Origin of the sequence: Piscibacillus sp. B03, assembly GCF_052246295.1 — a bacterium.
Classification (GTDB): Bacteria; Bacillota; Bacilli; order Bacillales; family Alkalibacillaceae; genus Piscibacillus.
Genome location: NZ_JBQQCO010000007.1, coordinates 88,806 through 104,591, shown reverse-complemented (window position 1 = coordinate 104,591; position 15,786 = coordinate 88,806). Strand labels below are relative to the sequence as shown.

General features: G+C 34.7%; 17 protein-coding genes. All 17 read left to right on the top strand.

What is annotated here, in order from left to right; all coding sequences use genetic code 11:
• The first annotated feature begins 6 nt into the window (after positions 1 to 6).
• A complete protein-coding gene (flhA, locus tag ACTWQB_RS06750; RefSeq protein WP_443138423.1) occupies positions 7 to 2,043 on the top strand; it encodes a flagellar biosynthesis protein FlhA in 2,037 nt (678 codons plus the stop codon).
• Positions 2,040 to 3,149, top strand: coding sequence for a flagellar biosynthesis protein FlhF (gene flhF / locus ACTWQB_RS06745; protein ID WP_443138422.1), 1,110 nt, complete (start codon positions 2,040 to 2,042; stop codon positions 3,147 to 3,149). Before flhA ends, flhF begins: the two co-directional genes overlap by 4 nt.
• On the top strand, positions 3,143 to 4,018 hold the full coding sequence (locus ACTWQB_RS06740; protein WP_443138421.1) for a MinD/ParA family protein: 876 nt from the start codon (positions 3,143 to 3,145) through the stop codon (positions 4,016 to 4,018). The genes flhF and ACTWQB_RS06740 overlap by 7 nt, the downstream gene beginning before the upstream one ends.
• A 1-nt stretch (position 4,019) precedes the next feature.
• The gene (locus tag ACTWQB_RS06735; protein ID WP_443138420.1) at positions 4,020 to 5,066 is read left to right on the top strand and encodes a protein-glutamate methylesterase/protein-glutamine glutaminase; all 1,047 of its coding nucleotides are present in this window, start codon (positions 4,020 to 4,022) and stop codon (positions 5,064 to 5,066) included.
• 1 nt (position 5,067) lies between these two features.
• On the top strand, positions 5,068 to 7,062 hold the full coding sequence (locus ACTWQB_RS06730; RefSeq protein WP_443138419.1) for a chemotaxis protein CheW: 1,995 nt from the start codon (positions 5,068 to 5,070) through the stop codon (positions 7,060 to 7,062).
• A gap of 12 nt (positions 7,063 to 7,074) precedes the next feature.
• Positions 7,075 to 7,515 carry a chemotaxis protein CheW gene (locus tag ACTWQB_RS06725; RefSeq protein ID WP_443138418.1) on the top strand — a complete coding sequence of 147 codons (441 nt, stop codon included), beginning with the start codon at positions 7,075 to 7,077 and terminating at the stop codon, positions 7,513 to 7,515.
• Between the two features lie 23 nt (positions 7,516 to 7,538).
• A complete protein-coding gene (locus ACTWQB_RS06720) occupies positions 7,539 to 8,159 on the top strand; it encodes a chemotaxis protein CheC (protein ID WP_443138417.1) in 621 nt (206 codons plus the stop codon).
• A 2-nt stretch (positions 8,160 to 8,161) separates the two neighbouring features.
• Entirely contained in the window at positions 8,162 to 8,656 is a 495-nt protein-coding gene (locus ACTWQB_RS06715; protein WP_443138416.1) for a chemotaxis protein CheD, read from the top strand.
• A gap of 39 nt (positions 8,657 to 8,695) precedes the next feature.
• Positions 8,696 to 9,460 carry a FliA/WhiG family RNA polymerase sigma factor gene (locus ACTWQB_RS06710; protein ID WP_443138415.1) on the top strand — a complete coding sequence of 255 codons (765 nt, stop codon included), beginning with the start codon at positions 8,696 to 8,698 and terminating at the stop codon, positions 9,458 to 9,460.
• Between the two features lie 40 nt (positions 9,461 to 9,500).
• A complete protein-coding gene (locus ACTWQB_RS06705) occupies positions 9,501 to 10,880 on the top strand; it encodes a DUF342 domain-containing protein (protein ID WP_443138414.1) in 1,380 nt (459 codons plus the stop codon).
• 31 nt (positions 10,881 to 10,911) lie between these two features.
• Positions 10,912 to 11,172 carry a hypothetical protein gene (locus ACTWQB_RS06700; RefSeq protein WP_443138413.1) on the top strand — a complete coding sequence of 87 codons (261 nt, stop codon included), beginning with the start codon at positions 10,912 to 10,914 and terminating at the stop codon, positions 11,170 to 11,172.
• Positions 11,173 to 11,192: 20 nt separating this feature from the next.
• Entirely contained in the window at positions 11,193 to 11,663 is a 471-nt protein-coding gene (locus ACTWQB_RS06695; RefSeq protein WP_443138412.1) for a DUF6115 domain-containing protein, read from the top strand.
• A 146-nt stretch (positions 11,664 to 11,809) separates the two neighbouring features.
• Positions 11,810 to 12,562 carry a 30S ribosomal protein S2 gene (rpsB, locus tag ACTWQB_RS06690; RefSeq protein WP_443138411.1) on the top strand — a complete coding sequence of 251 codons (753 nt, stop codon included), beginning with the start codon at positions 11,810 to 11,812 and terminating at the stop codon, positions 12,560 to 12,562.
• Between the two features lie 119 nt (positions 12,563 to 12,681).
• Positions 12,682 to 13,566, top strand: coding sequence for a translation elongation factor Ts (tsf, locus tag ACTWQB_RS06685; RefSeq protein WP_443138410.1), 885 nt, complete (start codon positions 12,682 to 12,684; stop codon positions 13,564 to 13,566).
• Between the two features lie 86 nt (positions 13,567 to 13,652).
• Positions 13,653 to 14,387, top strand: a complete 735-nt coding sequence (gene pyrH / locus ACTWQB_RS06680; RefSeq protein ID WP_443138409.1) for a UMP kinase — start codon at positions 13,653 to 13,655, stop codon at positions 14,385 to 14,387.
• Positions 14,380 to 14,937 (top strand): ribosome recycling factor, encoded by a 558-nt coding sequence (gene frr / locus ACTWQB_RS06675; RefSeq protein WP_443138408.1) that lies wholly within the window; start codon positions 14,380 to 14,382, stop codon positions 14,935 to 14,937. Before pyrH ends, frr begins: the two co-directional genes overlap by 8 nt.
• Positions 14,938 to 15,032: 95 nt before the next feature.
• Complete coding sequence (locus ACTWQB_RS06670; RefSeq protein ID WP_443138407.1) at positions 15,033 to 15,785, top strand: isoprenyl transferase; 753 nt, start codon at positions 15,033 to 15,035, stop codon at positions 15,783 to 15,785.
• Position 15,786 lies beyond the last annotated feature (1 nt).

Genomic DNA, 15,786 nt, shown 5'->3' with positions numbered 1-15,786 from the left:
GTAAATATGTCAGCAAGAGATTTATCAGTATTAATAGGTGTCATTTTAATTGTTATTATGCTCGTAATCCCTTTACCTGGTGGGTTATTGAGTTTATTAATACTGCTTAATATTACATTAGCTTTAATAGTTATTCTAGTAGCAATGAATACTCAAGAACCATTGCAGTTTGCTATTTTCCCTTCGTTATTATTACTATTGACACTTTTTAGACTTGGATTAAACGTATCAACTACCCGTTCTATCCTTTCAGAGGCAGATGCTGGTGGGGTTGTTGATACATTTGGAAACTTTGTTACAGGTGGAGATCCCTTAGTTGGTTTTGTTATTTTCTTAATTTTAGTAGTTATTCAGTTTATTGTTATAACAAAAGGGGCAGAACGTGTTTCTGAAGTGGCTGCTAGATTTACATTAGATGCAATGCCAGGAAAGCAAATGAGTATTGATGCTGACTTGAACGCTGGTTTAATCACAGAACAACAAGCTAAAGAGCGACGAGAAAAGATTGAAAATGAAGCGGATTTCTACGGTGCAATGGATGGTGCAAGTAAATTCGTTAAAGGTGATGCAATTGCGGGGATTGTCATTGTCCTTGTAAATATTATTTTTGGTTTTATTATCGGTATGACTCAAATGGGATTATCCTTTGGGGAAACCGTTAATGTATTCACTAGATTAACTGTTGGGGATGGGTTAGTTTCTCAAATTCCTGCACTCTTAATTGCAACTGCAACAGGTATCATTGTAACTAGAGTCGCTGCTGAAGGAAACCTTTCTTATGATGTTACGGCCCAGTTATTCAGGTATCCAAAACTTTTATATGTGGCAGCTGGAGCAATCTTCTTACTAGGATTAACTCCTATTAATTTTGGATTAACCACTTCTATTGCTGCTTTACTTGGGGTTGGTGGGTTTTACCTAGATTCTGCAACACAAAAATCAGAAGAAGTAGAAGAATTTGTAGATGAAGAAGAACAGACTAAACAAGGTATGTCATCTCCTGAAAGTGTTGTTCAGTTATTAAACACTGACCCAATTGAATTTGAGTTTGGCTATGCATTAATACCAATAGCTGATGCGAATCAAGGCGGGGATTTACTTGATCGGATTGTTATGATAAGAAGGCAATTAGCATTGGAGTTAGGTCTTGTTATACCAGTTGTAAGAATTAGAGACAATATTCAACTTAATCCTAATGAGTATCAATTAAAAATTAAAGGAAATGAAGTCGCTAAAGGTGAGTTATATTTAAATCATTATTTAGCTATGAGTCCTGGAGTAGAAGATGATTTAATTGATGGCATTGATACTGTTGAACCTGCTTTTGGTTTACCTGCAAAGTGGATTACAGAAGACCAAAAAGACGAAGCAGAAATGGTAGGTTACACTGTTGTTGATCCACCTTCTGTCGTGTCTACACATATAACAGAAGTCATAAAGAAATATTCTAATCAATTACTAGGCAGGGAAGAAACGAAACAACTCATTGACCACCTTAAAGAAACTCATCCAACATTAGTGGAAGAGGTTACTCCAGAACCATTATCTACAGGTGATGTTCAAAAGGTTTTAGCAAAATTATTGACTGAACAAGTTTCAATTAAAAACTTACCGATTATTTTTGAAACATTAGCAGACTTTGGCAAGATGACTAATGATACAGACTTGCTAGCAGAGTATTGTCGACAATCGTTGTCATTACAAATTACAAAACAATATTTAGATGAGCAAGGTGTTATTAAAGTTATTACAGTATCACCAGAAATTGAACAATTGGTAGTTGAGCATGTACAAAAGACGGAGCACGGAAACTTTCTTAACTTAGATCCGGAAAATCAACAAAAAATTATCGAAGCCATTAACCAAGAAAGAAATAAGGCATTTATACAAGATGCAACCGCCATAGTTTTATGTTCACCTGCAGTAAGAATGTACATTAAACAATTAATCTCAAGGTATTTACCTGATGTAGTTGTATTGTCATATAACGAATTAGAACCAGATGTTGATGTAGAAAGTTCAGGGGTGGTGAGTTTATCATGAAAGTAAAAAAGTACACTGCACCAACAATGCCCGAGGCGATGAAAATTGTTAGATCAGAATTAGGCAGATCGGCAGTTATATTGAATTCTCGTGAGCAGAAGACGAAAGGATTTCTAGGGTTATTCAGAAAGAAATATATTGAGGTCTTTGCTGCGATTGATCCTCAACCTAGAAGAGAAAGAAATGAGTTTTCACACAAGCAAGAAGCTAACCTTAAAGTTAAGAAGACACCTAACCTTTCTAATAATCAAGTGTTAAGTGAACTAGAGAGTCTAAAACAACAATTAACTCACACAAATTATCAACCAAACGTATTACCTGAACCCATACAATCAATTATTAATGAATTAGAAGAACAAGATATTAATAAAGAGGTATTAAATCAAATAATACCTTATCTTTTAGAAAAGTATTATGGAGACAAATTAACAGATGCGCAATTATTGAAAGATGAAGTTAAACAGTTTTTAATTGATCAACTTCAAGGTATTAATCATCAAGGCAGTCTATTTAAGTCCAAATATATTTATCTATTTGGACCTACAGGGGTCGGTAAAACAACTACAATTGCAAAACTCGCTGCAACTCAATCGGTTACAAAAGGCAAAAAGGTAGCATTTATAACGTTAGATACATACCGAATAGCTGCGATCGACCAGTTAAAAACTTATGCCAAAATATTAAATGTACCAATTGAAGTTGCCTATTCAAAAGAAGATTTAATAAGAGCTAAAGAGAAGTTTAAACATTACGATGTCGTTTTCATAGATTCAGCTGGACGAAATTATAGAAAAGACGAATATATTGAACAAATTAAGGAATACGTGAACTGTGAAGAAGAAGATGAAGTTTATTGTGTCTTATCATTAACTTCAAAACAAAAAGATTTAGAGGATATTTATACTCGCTTCTCACAATTGGACATTAAAAAAGTGATTTTTACAAAAGTAGATGAAACGACTCAATTTGGACCTATATTTAATTTATGGAATAAGCATAAATTTCAAATATCTTATTTAACACATGGACAAAGTGTACCTGACGACATCCAAGATGTATCACCTGAGCTAATAGTTAATATGTTAGTAGGTGAAAAGAGATGGTAGAGGATCAAGCTTTTGAGTTAAGGAAACAAATCAACAATCATAATAACCAAAACCACGCCCACACGATTGCAGTATTTAGTGGAAAAGGTGGTGTTGGTAAATCAAGTTTTGCATTGAATTTTGCAATTTGTTTAAGTAAGCAAGGGAAAAAAGTACTTATATTTGATTTAGATATTGGTATGGGGAATATTGATATTTTATTAGGGTTGTATCCAAGTCAAACTATGTCTTCTATGTTAGATGAGAGATTAGACATTGAAGATATTATTGAAAAAGGCCCTAACCAAATTTCGTATATTGCAGCGGGAACAGGTTTAACTAATTTTTTTCATCTTAATGCAGATCGATATAATTATTTTTTATCCCAATTGGAGAAGGTAGATAGGGATTATGATTATATTATCTTTGATTTAGGGGCGGGCATGTCAGAGGAGCACATGGCATTCATTTCTGCAGCTGATGAGTGTGTTGTTGTGACAACAATAGAGCCAACGTCAGTTACAGATGCCTATGCTGCTATTAAACATTTAGTATTAGAAAAGTCTGATGTTAAGATCTCATTGATGGTTAATAGGGTAACAGGTCAGAAGGAATCGTTAATAATTTATGAACGCTTAAACCAAGCTGTTCAGAATTTTCTGTCCTATAAGTTAGAACTTTTGGGTAGTTTACCTGATGACTCAACAGTGATAAAGGCTGTAAAAGAACAAACCCCATATTATATATTGGATAGCAGGTCAAGAGTAAGTAAAATGATGGCGAAAATGACCCTAGATTATCTTAAACTTAATAACAATATATCAAATATAGAACAAAAAGACCCATTTGTCGAAAAGCTCAAGTCATTTTTTATTAGAAAGGTAGATTAGTTTGAGTGACATACGTGTACTCGTTGTTGATGATTCAGCCTTCATGAGAAAGATGATTACAGATATGATTCAACATTCTGAAGGTATGTCAGTCATTGATACAGCAAGAAATGGAAAACAAGCATTGGATAAAATCAAAAGCCTAAACCCCGATGTCGTAACACTCGATGTTGAAATGCCAGAACTTGATGGTTTAGCAGTTTTAAAAGAAGTGATGGAGTTTAACCCTGTCCCTGTCGTTATGTTATCAAGCCTGACGCAAAAAGGGGCTGATACGACGATAAAATCAATCGAATATGGGGCAGTTGATTTTATTTCAAAACCATCTGGTTCAATTTCTTTAGATATAGAAACTGTTAAGAATGAATTAATTAGAAAGATTTATTTAGCGGCAAAAGCTAATTTAACGGTCAGTACAACAACAAAACAATTGCAAAAACCAAGTGATTTTACATATAACAAGAACCTAATCGCAATTGGTGTCTCAACAGGTGGACCTAAAGCTTTACAAAAAGTTATTGGTCAGTTGCCAGAAAATCTTTCAGCACCAGTTATAATCATACAACATATGCCTCCAAGTTTTACAAAATCATTAGCAAAACGTTTAGACAACCTTTCAGCGCTTAAAGTTAAAGAAGCTGAGAATGGTGAAATTCTTGAAAATGGAATAGTGTATATTGCCCCGGGAGGCAAACAACTTGGGGTCAAGCGAGTTGGTTCAGTACTTAGTAATCAAGTTTTAGAGTCTCCTAAGAACGTTCGTCACGTACCTTCAGTAGATTATACTTTTGAGACTATCTCACACATCACAGGTTATAACATTATCAACGTTATTTTAACTGGGATGGGGTCAGATGGGGTTAACGGTTTAAAAGCTATCAAACAAAGTCAATCATCACATTACATAATTGCCGAGTCTAAAGACACAGCTGTTATTTATGGGATGCCGAAAAGTGCCATAGAACAAGTAGGCGTTCACGCTGTACTACCAGTTGGTCAAATTGGACGAGTACTAACGAATCTTGTTGTTAAAAAGGGAGAGGGTTAACATGGATACAAATGAATACTTAGATGTATTTATTGATGAGAGTTTCGAGAATTTACAGTTAATGAATAATGGTTTATTGGAGCTAGAAGCTTCACCCCATGATGTAACTCGTATTAATGAGATTTTCAGAGCAGCTCACACCTTGAAAGGAATGGCTGCGACTATGGGTTTTGAAGATTTATCCAAATTAACCCATCAACTTGAAAATGTATTAGATCTATTAAGAAATGAAGACTTACCTGTAACCTCTAATGTCTTAGATGTTATGTTTGAATCAGTAGAGGCTTTAGAAGCGATGGTAGAAGATATCGTAAATGGTGGAAATGGTAAAAGAGATAACCAGACAATACTTGAGCAATTAAACAAGTTAGAAAGTGGAGAAAGTCATACAGTTGAACCCACTACTTCAAGAACAACTCCAACTTCGAAGGAACCCGGTAGCTTTGATTTAGATGATTTTGAGAGAACGGTTATTGAACAAGCTCAATCTCAAGGGCAAAAAATATATGATATTACGGTATCAATTGACAAGGAATGTTTATTAAAAGCTGCTAGGGTTTATATGGTTTTTAATATATTTGAAAATAATGGTAGTGTCATTAAATCAAATCCTACTGTTGAAGAGCTTGAACAAGAAGAGTTTGAGGATTCATTTAATGTATTGTTTATAACGGATGAAGATTTAGACTCTCTTAAAAAGCAAATCGAAAATGTTTCAGAGGTTGAAAAAGTAAATATTGAAGAAATTCAGATTAATCAATCTGAAGAAGAGGGTAATGAAGAAGTTGCCGCAACGGTTGACACGCCAAAAGAAGAGGAAAATAAAAAGAGTTCTAATAAACCGGTTGCTAGTAAATCTATTCGTGTAAATATTGAACGATTGGATGCACTTATGAATCTTTTTGAAGAAATGATTATAGACAGAGGTCATTTAGAACAGTTAACACAAACGATTGACGATAAGGATTTTAAAGAAACTGTTGAACGAATGACTAGAACATCAAGTGAGTTGCAAAATGTAATCTTAAAGATGAGAATGGTAGCGATTGATCAGGTCTTTAATAGGTTTCCTAGAATGGTTCGCTCATTATCAAAAGAATTAGGGAAGAAAATAGAACTTGAGGTCATTGGTGCCGAAACAGAATTAGACCGAACAGTCATAGATGAAATTGGAGATCCTCTAGTCCATCTAATCCGTAATGCAATTGATCATGGTATAGAGACACCAGAAGAAAGACTACAAAACCAAAAGTCTGAGACTGGAAAATTACAGTTACGTGCATACCATAGCGGAAATCATGTCTTTGTGGAGATTCAAGATGATGGTGGAGGAATCGATAAAGATAAAGTTTTACAAAAAGCATTACAAAACAAAGTAGTTTCAGAGGAAGACTCCAGTAAATTAACCGATCAACAAATATATGAGTTAATTATGTCAAGCGGTTTTTCTACAGCTGATCAAATTTCAGATATTTCAGGCCGTGGTGTCGGTTTGGATGTTGTTAAGAATACCATTGAGTCCCTTGGTGGATCGATTGAAATTGACTCAGAACTACATGTAGGAACTACTTTCTCAATTAAATTACCTTTAACACTATCAATCATTACAGCATTACTGATTAAGATGAAGGATGAAACATATGCAATACCTCTTTCTTCTATTGAAGAAACAGCTGTTATAAGTAAAAACGATATTTTTAAAGCGCATGGACAAGAAGTGATCGACTTCAGAGGTCAAATTATTCCACTAGTAAATATTAACGAAGTCTTTGATGTGAAACAGGACAGTGTAGAACAAACGCATTATTCTGTTGTGGTTGTAAGAAAAGGTAATAGATTAACAGGTTTAATTGTTGATTCGTTCATAGGTCAAAAAGAAATTGTTCTTAAAAACTTAGGTACTCGACTAAAAGACGTATTTGCTATTTCTGGAGCAACAATCTTAGGTGATGGAGAAGTAGCACTCATTATAGATACGAATGCTTTAGTAAAATAGGGAGGTGCTATTATGGAAAAACAAAAATATATAGTTTTAACGCTTGATGATGAACATTATGCTATTCCAATTGACAACATACAAACTATTGAACGCTTGCAGACAATTACTAGAATTCCTAACACCGAGGAATTTGTAAAAGGGGTTATTAATTTAAGAGGAATTATCACACCAGTAATAGATTTGCGCGAACGAATGGGACTATCTGCAAAAGTTATTGATGAACACAGCAGAATCATAATAGTTAATAATCAACAGGAGTCTATAGGAATGATTGTTGATGAAGCAAATGATGTAGTAGAAATCACACCTGATCAAATAGAATCTCCACCTGAAACAATATCTAGGCAATATAGGAGTTATATAGAAGGCGTAGTAAAACATCATGATCGATTAATAGTACTATTGAGTTTGGATCAAGTATTTGATATCGAGTTAGTTAAAAACGACTGATTAACCTAAGGGGATTACAAAAAATGCAAGATGTATTGAAATTGCAGGATATACATTTAGATATCTTAAAAGAGATTGGAAATATTGGTGCAGGGAATGCTACTACATCTCTATCTAACTTATTGTCTCAACCTATCCAAATGAGTGTACCAACAGTAAAAGTTGTGACATTCGATGAAATTGTTGAACTCACTGGGGGACCAGAGGAAATAAAAGCAGCTACTTTTGTAGAATTTGAAGGTGCATTTAATGGTACCATGTTCTTCTTTTTATCGCCTTCTCAAGCCGATCAATTTATACAGACTTTAACACAAGATCCCGACCAGTCAATTCTTAATGAGAATAATGCAATGGCAAACTCTGCTTTCTTAGAGTTAGGTAATATTCTAACCGGTTCATATTTAAGGGCATTATCAGATTTTCTTCAGTTTAATTTACAGTCTTTAGTTCCTGAAGCAACTGTTGATATGTCTGGAGCGATTATGACTCAAGGATTGATTGAAACATCTGTTGTGTCCGACTACGCCATTATCATAGAAACAGTTTTTCAATCAGATCATTTTAAAGAAGATATTAAAGGTCATTTTTTCTTATTACCTGACCCAGACGCTTTTGATAAGATCTTTAAGAATTTAGGAGTCTAATCATGAATCAAATACAAGAACAAATTAAAGTTGGTATAGCTGACTTGAAGATTGCCAGAACATCACAATTGATTTCAACTTCTGGCCTTGGGTCTTGCGTCGGTTTAGTCTTATATGATGATGTTTTGAAGGTAGCCGGATTAGTACATATCATGCTTCCTGACTCAAGCATGACACGTCAAGAAGAATTCAAAAAAGGAAAATTTGCAGATACGGGGATTAATGCTTTGATTGATTTGTTAAAAAAAGAGGGAAGTCACTTGTTTAATTTAAAGGCGAAAATGGCAGGTGGGGCCCAAATGTTTAAGTCTACATCATCAGACAAGTTAAATATTGGGCAAAAGAATGTTTTAGCGATTGAAACGTTATTGAAAGAACTCGGTATTCCATTAGTATCCAAAGATATCGGTGGTCATAATGGTCGTTCCATAGAATTTAACCTGGATACATTCGAATTGAAAATAAGAACCGTTTATCAAGGGGTATCTTATATTTAAAAGCAGAGCATGAAGAAGTATTAGAAATGGGGGATTGCGATGAAACATGCTACCACTTCTTTAAATGAATTATGGAAAAGGTGGCAACAGGAACGTGATCAAGATGTTGGTAATCAATTAGTGGAATATTATATGCCTATCGTTAATTACCAAGTTAATCGTGTGTTTGCCCATCTACCCCAAAATGTTGATCGTCAAGATGTTAAAAGTTTGGCCTTTATGGGTCTAGTTGATGCCCTTGAGAAATTCGATACCAGTCGTGACCTTAAGTTTGATACGTATGCCTCATTTCGTATTAAAGGTGCAATAATTGATGGGTTAAGGAAAGAAGACTGGTTGCCAAGAACAGTTCGTGATAAATCTAAAATTATTGAGAATGCATACGAACAATTGGAACAAGAATTAAATAGAACTCCTGATCTATCTGAGATTGCAAAGCATGTTGGTATGGATGAAGATGAAGTAGCTGAAGTTGTTAAAGATACGTTATTTGCTAACATGTTATCAATTGAAGAAAAAACGAATGATGAATCAGAAGAACAACGAGATAGCTTAAGGAATACAGTTCCTGACCTTAAAGGAATGACGCCTGATGAAGAGATATTAAAAAAAGAGCGAATTGAAGAATTAACAGAAGCTATTAAGGAATTGAATGATAAAGAACAGTTGGTCGTTAGTCTATTTTACAAAGAAGACTTAACTTTAACTGAAGTTGGTCATATTTTAGATCTTTCAACATCGAGAATTTCACAAATTCACAGTAAGGCTATTACTAAACTAAAAGATAAGTTGTTGGTAATTTAATTATGTAAATCTGCATTGTTTTTAGAAAGGGGGCAGAGCGTTGGAGTTAAAAGAAGCCCTTCAATTGGAAATCTCTGAAGATCAAATGTGTGCCTATTTACATGTCCTTAATTTTGAAGTCTTTAATCAGTTGTTGGAACAAAACACAAATTTCAAACATGATTTGACTGAATTGTTACAAGGTTATGGTATACAATATGGTATTCGTTTAGGTGTAATTGAAGAAATCCTAGAGGACCCTAGTCAAGTCAACTTTCCTGTTTTAATTGCTGAAGGTGATTTAGTAAAAGATGGCATAGACGGGAGTGTTGATTTTAAAGTTGAACATTCTGTAAGAATGGAATTGGATGAGCAGGATGATATTGATTTTAAAAATGTTATAAAAATACCTATGGTAGACCCAGGGGAATTAATCGCTGTAATTCTTGATCCAATAAAAGGTAAAGTCGGTAAAAATGTTTACGGAACAACTATTCAACCAAAAGAAGGGAAAGCCGTTCAAATTAAGGCTGGAGAAAATACTTCAGAGGTAGAAGAACAAAAATGTATTTATGCGACTAATTTCGGCCAAGTGTCTTTAATAAATGATGAATTAAAAGTTTTGCCTTTATATGAAGTATCGAATACTCTTGACTTAACGACGGGTAATATAGATTTTAATGGTTCAGTATTAATTAGAGGTGATGTTCCAGAAGGTTTTAACGTCAATGCTAAAGGTGATGTGACAATTCACGGGTTAGTTGAAGGAGCCAATGTGACAGCAGGAGGCTCGATTTACGTTAAGGAAGGTATATCAGCTGTTGGTAAAGGATTTATACAAGCTGGTGTTGACCTCGTAACCCATCATATTAATCAAGGACGCGTTTTTGCTGGTCGATATATTAAAGTAGAACAGTCAATTGTACATAGTGAAGTCACAGCAAAAGACTCTATTTATTGTCAGAAAGGTCATATTATAGGTGGGACGATTTCTTCAGGGTCTTTTATCGTCTGCCGCGACATTGGAAACCGAATGCATACATTAACTCAAGTTTTTTTAGGCGAAAACAATTATGATCGAACCCAACGCTTAAAAACAGTACAACAAATTAAGCAATTAGGGGATGAGTTATTCAAACTAAAGGCTTTGGGTGACGCTTTAAATAAAAAAACATCTTTAAACCCAAAAGAAAAATTGACTTTGGAAAAGCAGAATCAACTATTAAATGAAAAGAAATATAGATTAGATGAATTACTTCAACAACAACGACATTTACAAAAAGAGAATGATCAAAAGCAGTTTATGAAGTTATTAATTCATGGTATGCTATACCCAAACGTAGAGGTTACAGTAGGAAAATATTCAAAACGATTTAACAGTGGGTATAAGCAAGTCTCTGTTCTATTTGATGAAAATGACTTTAAAATAGAAGCTATTTAATCTTTGGTTATTACTTTGTGAGGTGTTTAATGTGAGTTGGAAGGCTGTTGAGTTACAAGTAGCATTACCAAGAGTGGTAGATGCTGCACAAATGCAAGAGCAGTTAAGTCAGCGTGGACAAAACGTGCAAAACCACCTTGTACAAGCTCGTCATTCAGAAGAGCAAATAAAAAGGAGTCAAGTACAAAAGGCAGATACGTTTAATAGAATTTCTGATCAAGGAAATGGACCCACACCCAATTCAGAACAAAGACATCCATACCTAGGCCAATCTGTTGATCAAAGAGGCTAAATAAAATAAGGAAGGGTAATATGAGCTCTTTTCTAATTACGTTAAGTTTATTGTTACACGGAATTACTTTCTTTGTCATTGTATATCTATATCAAAAGATTCAACATTACCAAAAAACAGATGAAAACTTTGAGCGTAGAGTTAAAGAAACTGAGGACTTATTTAATTCTTATATTCTAGAACTAAAAGATGAGAACGAGAAACTTATTCATTCAGTCTCAAAAACTGACTCAAATAACTCGATATCTAATTCGCAAAAAAATGACAGTAACATGTCTAAACATGAAAAAAATAAAGAGCAGCAAATAGAGATCAATACTACGAATCTTATAACAGAACAAGAAGATCGCTTTGAACCACCTTCAGTAGAATCTAAAATACTAAATTTGTATAATCAAGGGTATACAATTGATGAGATTGCGAAAAAATTAAATATGGGTCATACAGAAGTTGATTTAACGATTAAATTTCATCAAAAAATCCATTTATAATCCTTGCTTGTATACGATTGTTATGATATATTAACTTTTGGTGTTAATACACACGCTTATGGAAATGAATCTTGGTGCTCACTGATTTGAGTCAGGTTTATTTATGAAATAAGCGGAGGAATAAAACCATAGGAGGAATTAAAAGTATGTCTGTTATTTCAATGAAACAACTACTTGAAGCAGGTGTTCATTTCGGACACCAAACTCGCCGTTGGAATCCTAAAATGAAAAAATACATTTTCACGGAGCGTAACGGCATTTACATCATTGACCTACAAAAAACTGTTAAAAAGGTTGATGAAGCATATAACTTCATTAAGCAAGTTGCTGAAGATGGAGGAACTGTATTATTCGTTGGTACGAAGAAGCAAGCACAAGATACTGTGAAAGAAGAAGCTCTTCGTTCTGGCATGTACTATGTTAACCAACGTTGGTTAGGTGGTACACTAACAAACTTCAAAACAATCCAAAAACGTGTAAATCGTCTAAAGGACATTGAGCGTATGGAAGAAGACGGTACATTTGATGTATTACCGAAAAAAGAAGTTGTTATGATCCTTAAAGAAAAAGAACGTCTAGAGAAGTTCTTAGGTGGAGTTAAGGATATGGATGGCTTACCAGATGCATTATTCATCGTTGACCCACGTAAAGAACGTATTGCAGTAGCAGAAGCTCATAAATTAAATATTCCAATCGTAGCAATGGTTGATACTAACTGTGATCCAGATGAAGTAGATTACGTAATCCCTGCTAACGATGACGCGATTCGTGCTGTTAAATTAATGACATCTAAAATGGCGGATGCGATTTTAGAAGTTAAACAAGGTGAAACAACTCAAGACGTTTCTGAAGAACCTGCTGAAGAAACAGTAGAAGAAACTGAAACTGTGCAAGAGTAAAAAGGTGAGGTGATAAGAGGTTGAGCCTTTTATCACCTTTTTTAAAGCATTAAATCGCTGCATATAGCGATTATTATATTAATTTACGCCTAAAAAGAATTAGGTTAAGGAGGATTCATATGGCTGTAACAGCGAAAATGGTAAAAGAACTACGTGAAAAAACTGGTGCTGGCATGATGGATTGTAAAAAAGCACTTACTGAAACTGATGGTGATTTAGACAAAGCTGTTGAATACCTACGTGAAAAAGGTATGGCTAAAGCAGCTAAAAAAGCTGACCGTGTAGCGGCTGAAGGTTCTACTCATATCATTAGTGAAGGGAACACAGCTGTAATTATTGAAGTGAACAGTGAAACTGACTTCGTAGCAAAAAATGATCAGTTCAAAACGTTACTTAACGACTTAGCTCAACATATCTTAAAGTTCAAACCTGCTACTGTTGAAGAAGCTATGGAGCAAAACCTTAACGGTGGAGAAGAAACAGTTGAGCATTACATCAAATCTGCAATTGCGAAAATTGGTGAGAAAATCTCTCTACGTCGCTTTGAAGTAGTTGAAAAAGACGACAATGCTGCTTTTGGTGAATACTTACACATGGGCGGACGTATTGGCGTTTTAGCATTATTAGAAGGAACAACTGATGCTTCAGTTGCTAAAGATGTAGCAATGCACGTTGCTGCGGTTAACCCGCGTTATGTTTCAAGTGATGAAGTGCCTGAAGAAGAAGTAAACAAAGAGCGTGAAGTATTAAAACAGCAAGCTCTTAATGAAGGTAAACCTGAAAACATCGTTGAAAAAATGGTCGAAGGTCGCTTAAGAAAGTTCTTTGAAGAAATTTGCTTATTAGAACAAGAATTTGTTAAAGACCCTGATCAGAAAGTTAAACAATTTGTTGAATCTAATGGTGCAACGGTTAAATCATTCGTTCGTTATGAAGTTGGCGAAGGAATGGAAAAGCGTGAAGATAACTTCGTTGATGAGGTTATGAACCAAGTCAATAAATAATATTTTGCTGATAGATAGGGGACACATAGTGTCTCCTATTTTTCAAGAACAGACAGTTAATAATGGCGAACATAACGGAGGTAAATATGTCTAAAGCAAGATATAATCGGATTGTTCTAAAGTTAAGCGGTGAAGCATTAAGTGGCGATAAAGGGTATGGAATTGACCCGAAGTTTATTAAATCAATTGCAGAACAAATTAAAGAAATACATGAATTAGGCATAGAAATTGCAATTGTTGTTGGCGGAGGTAACCTGTGGCGTGGTAAAATTGGTAGTGAAGTAGGCATGGATCGCGCTAATGCAGATTATATGGGAATGCTTGCGACAGTTATGAATTCATTAGCTTTACAAGATGGATTAGAAAACCTAGATATTCCAACTCGTGTTCAAACATCAATTGAAATGCGCCAAGTAGCGGAACCATATATTCGTAGAAAAGCCATGCGCCACTTAGAAAAAAAACGTGTCGTAATTTTTGCTGGTGGAACAGGTAATCCGTACTTCTCAACAGATACGACAGCTGCGTTAAGGGCAGCAGAAATGGAAGCTGATGTTATTCTAATGGCCAAGAATAATGTTGATGGCGTATATAATGCTGACCCACAAATCGATTCAAATGCATATAAATATGATCAATTATCATACTTAGACCTTCTGAACGAAGGGTTAGGCGTAATGGATTCAACTGCTTCTTCATTATGTATGGACAATGATATTGCATTAATAGTATTCTCTATATTAGACAAAGGAAATATTAAAAGAGTTGTAACGGGAGAAAATATTGGAACAATAATTAGGAGGAAAGATGATCATGAGTGATTCAGTTATTCAAGAGTGCAGAGATAAGATGAAAAAAGCTGTTCAAGCTTTCTCAAAGCAACTTTCAACAGTAAGAGCAGGACGTGCAAACCCTGCAATTTTAGACAGTGTTTATGTTGAATATTATGGAGCTAATACTCCATTAAACCAATTAGCAACTGTATCAGCTCCTGAACCAAGACTTCTAGTCATAACGCCATTTGACAAATCTGCTATTGAGAATATTGAAAAAGGAATACAAAAAGCAGATCTAGGTCTAACACCAAACAATGACGGTAATGTCATTCGTATCAGCATTCCGGCATTAACTGAAGAGCGTCGTAAGGATTTAGTCAAAGTAACTAAGAAGTATGCTGAAGAAGCAAGGGTACAAATTCGTAACATTCGCCGCGATGCTAATGATCAATTGAAAAAACTTGAAAAAGACGGCGACATCACAGAAGATGAATTACGCTCTTATCAAGATGATGTTCAGAAAGAAACTGACAAACATATTGATGAGATTGACCAGCTACTAGAAGCTAAAGAAAAAGAAATTACTGAAGTATAAAAGTAGATATATACTCAGTCATTTCATGATATAATAATTAATAATAGCTTTCGCATCATGCGAAAGCTAAATTTTTCTTAAGTTATTGGCGAGGGATGGACATGAAATTTAAGACAAAAAAGAATCAAGACATGACTAGTTTAGACCCTACCAATGTTCCTAAACATGTAGCGATTATCATGGATGGTAATGGCAGATGGGCTAAAAAACGTGGACTACCAAGATTCGCTGGACATAAAGAAGGAATGAAAACAATCAAAAAAGTAGTTGAAAGGGCAGTTGAACTTGAACTTGAGGCAATAACATTATATGCCTTTTCCACGGAGAATTGGAAGCGCCCGCCTAAAGAGGTAGAATTCATTATGAAGCTACCTTCGCAATTTTTAGATACATATTTACCTGAATTAATTGAGAATAATGTAAAGGTTACAACGATCGGCCATTACGAAGGCCTACCTGAATTTACAAAAAAGGCAGTACAATATTCCGTTGATCAAACTAAAAACAATACAGGATTAGTTCTAAACTTTGCATTAAATTATGGTAGTCGTTCTGAAATTGTGGATGCAGTTAAGAATGTTTGCCAAGATGTTAATTCAGATAAAATTAATATTAATGATATAGACGAAGAACTTATATCAAAGTACTTATACACGAATCAATTACCAGACCCCGATCTTGTCATACGAACGAGTGGCGAACAAAGATTAAGTAATTACCTATTATGGCAAGTTGCTTATGCAGAATTTTATTTTACAGAGAAGCTCTGGCCGGAATTTAATCATGAAGCTTTCGATGAAGCAATACTTGAATTTCAAAACCGAAAGAGAAGATTTGGTGGTCTATAAG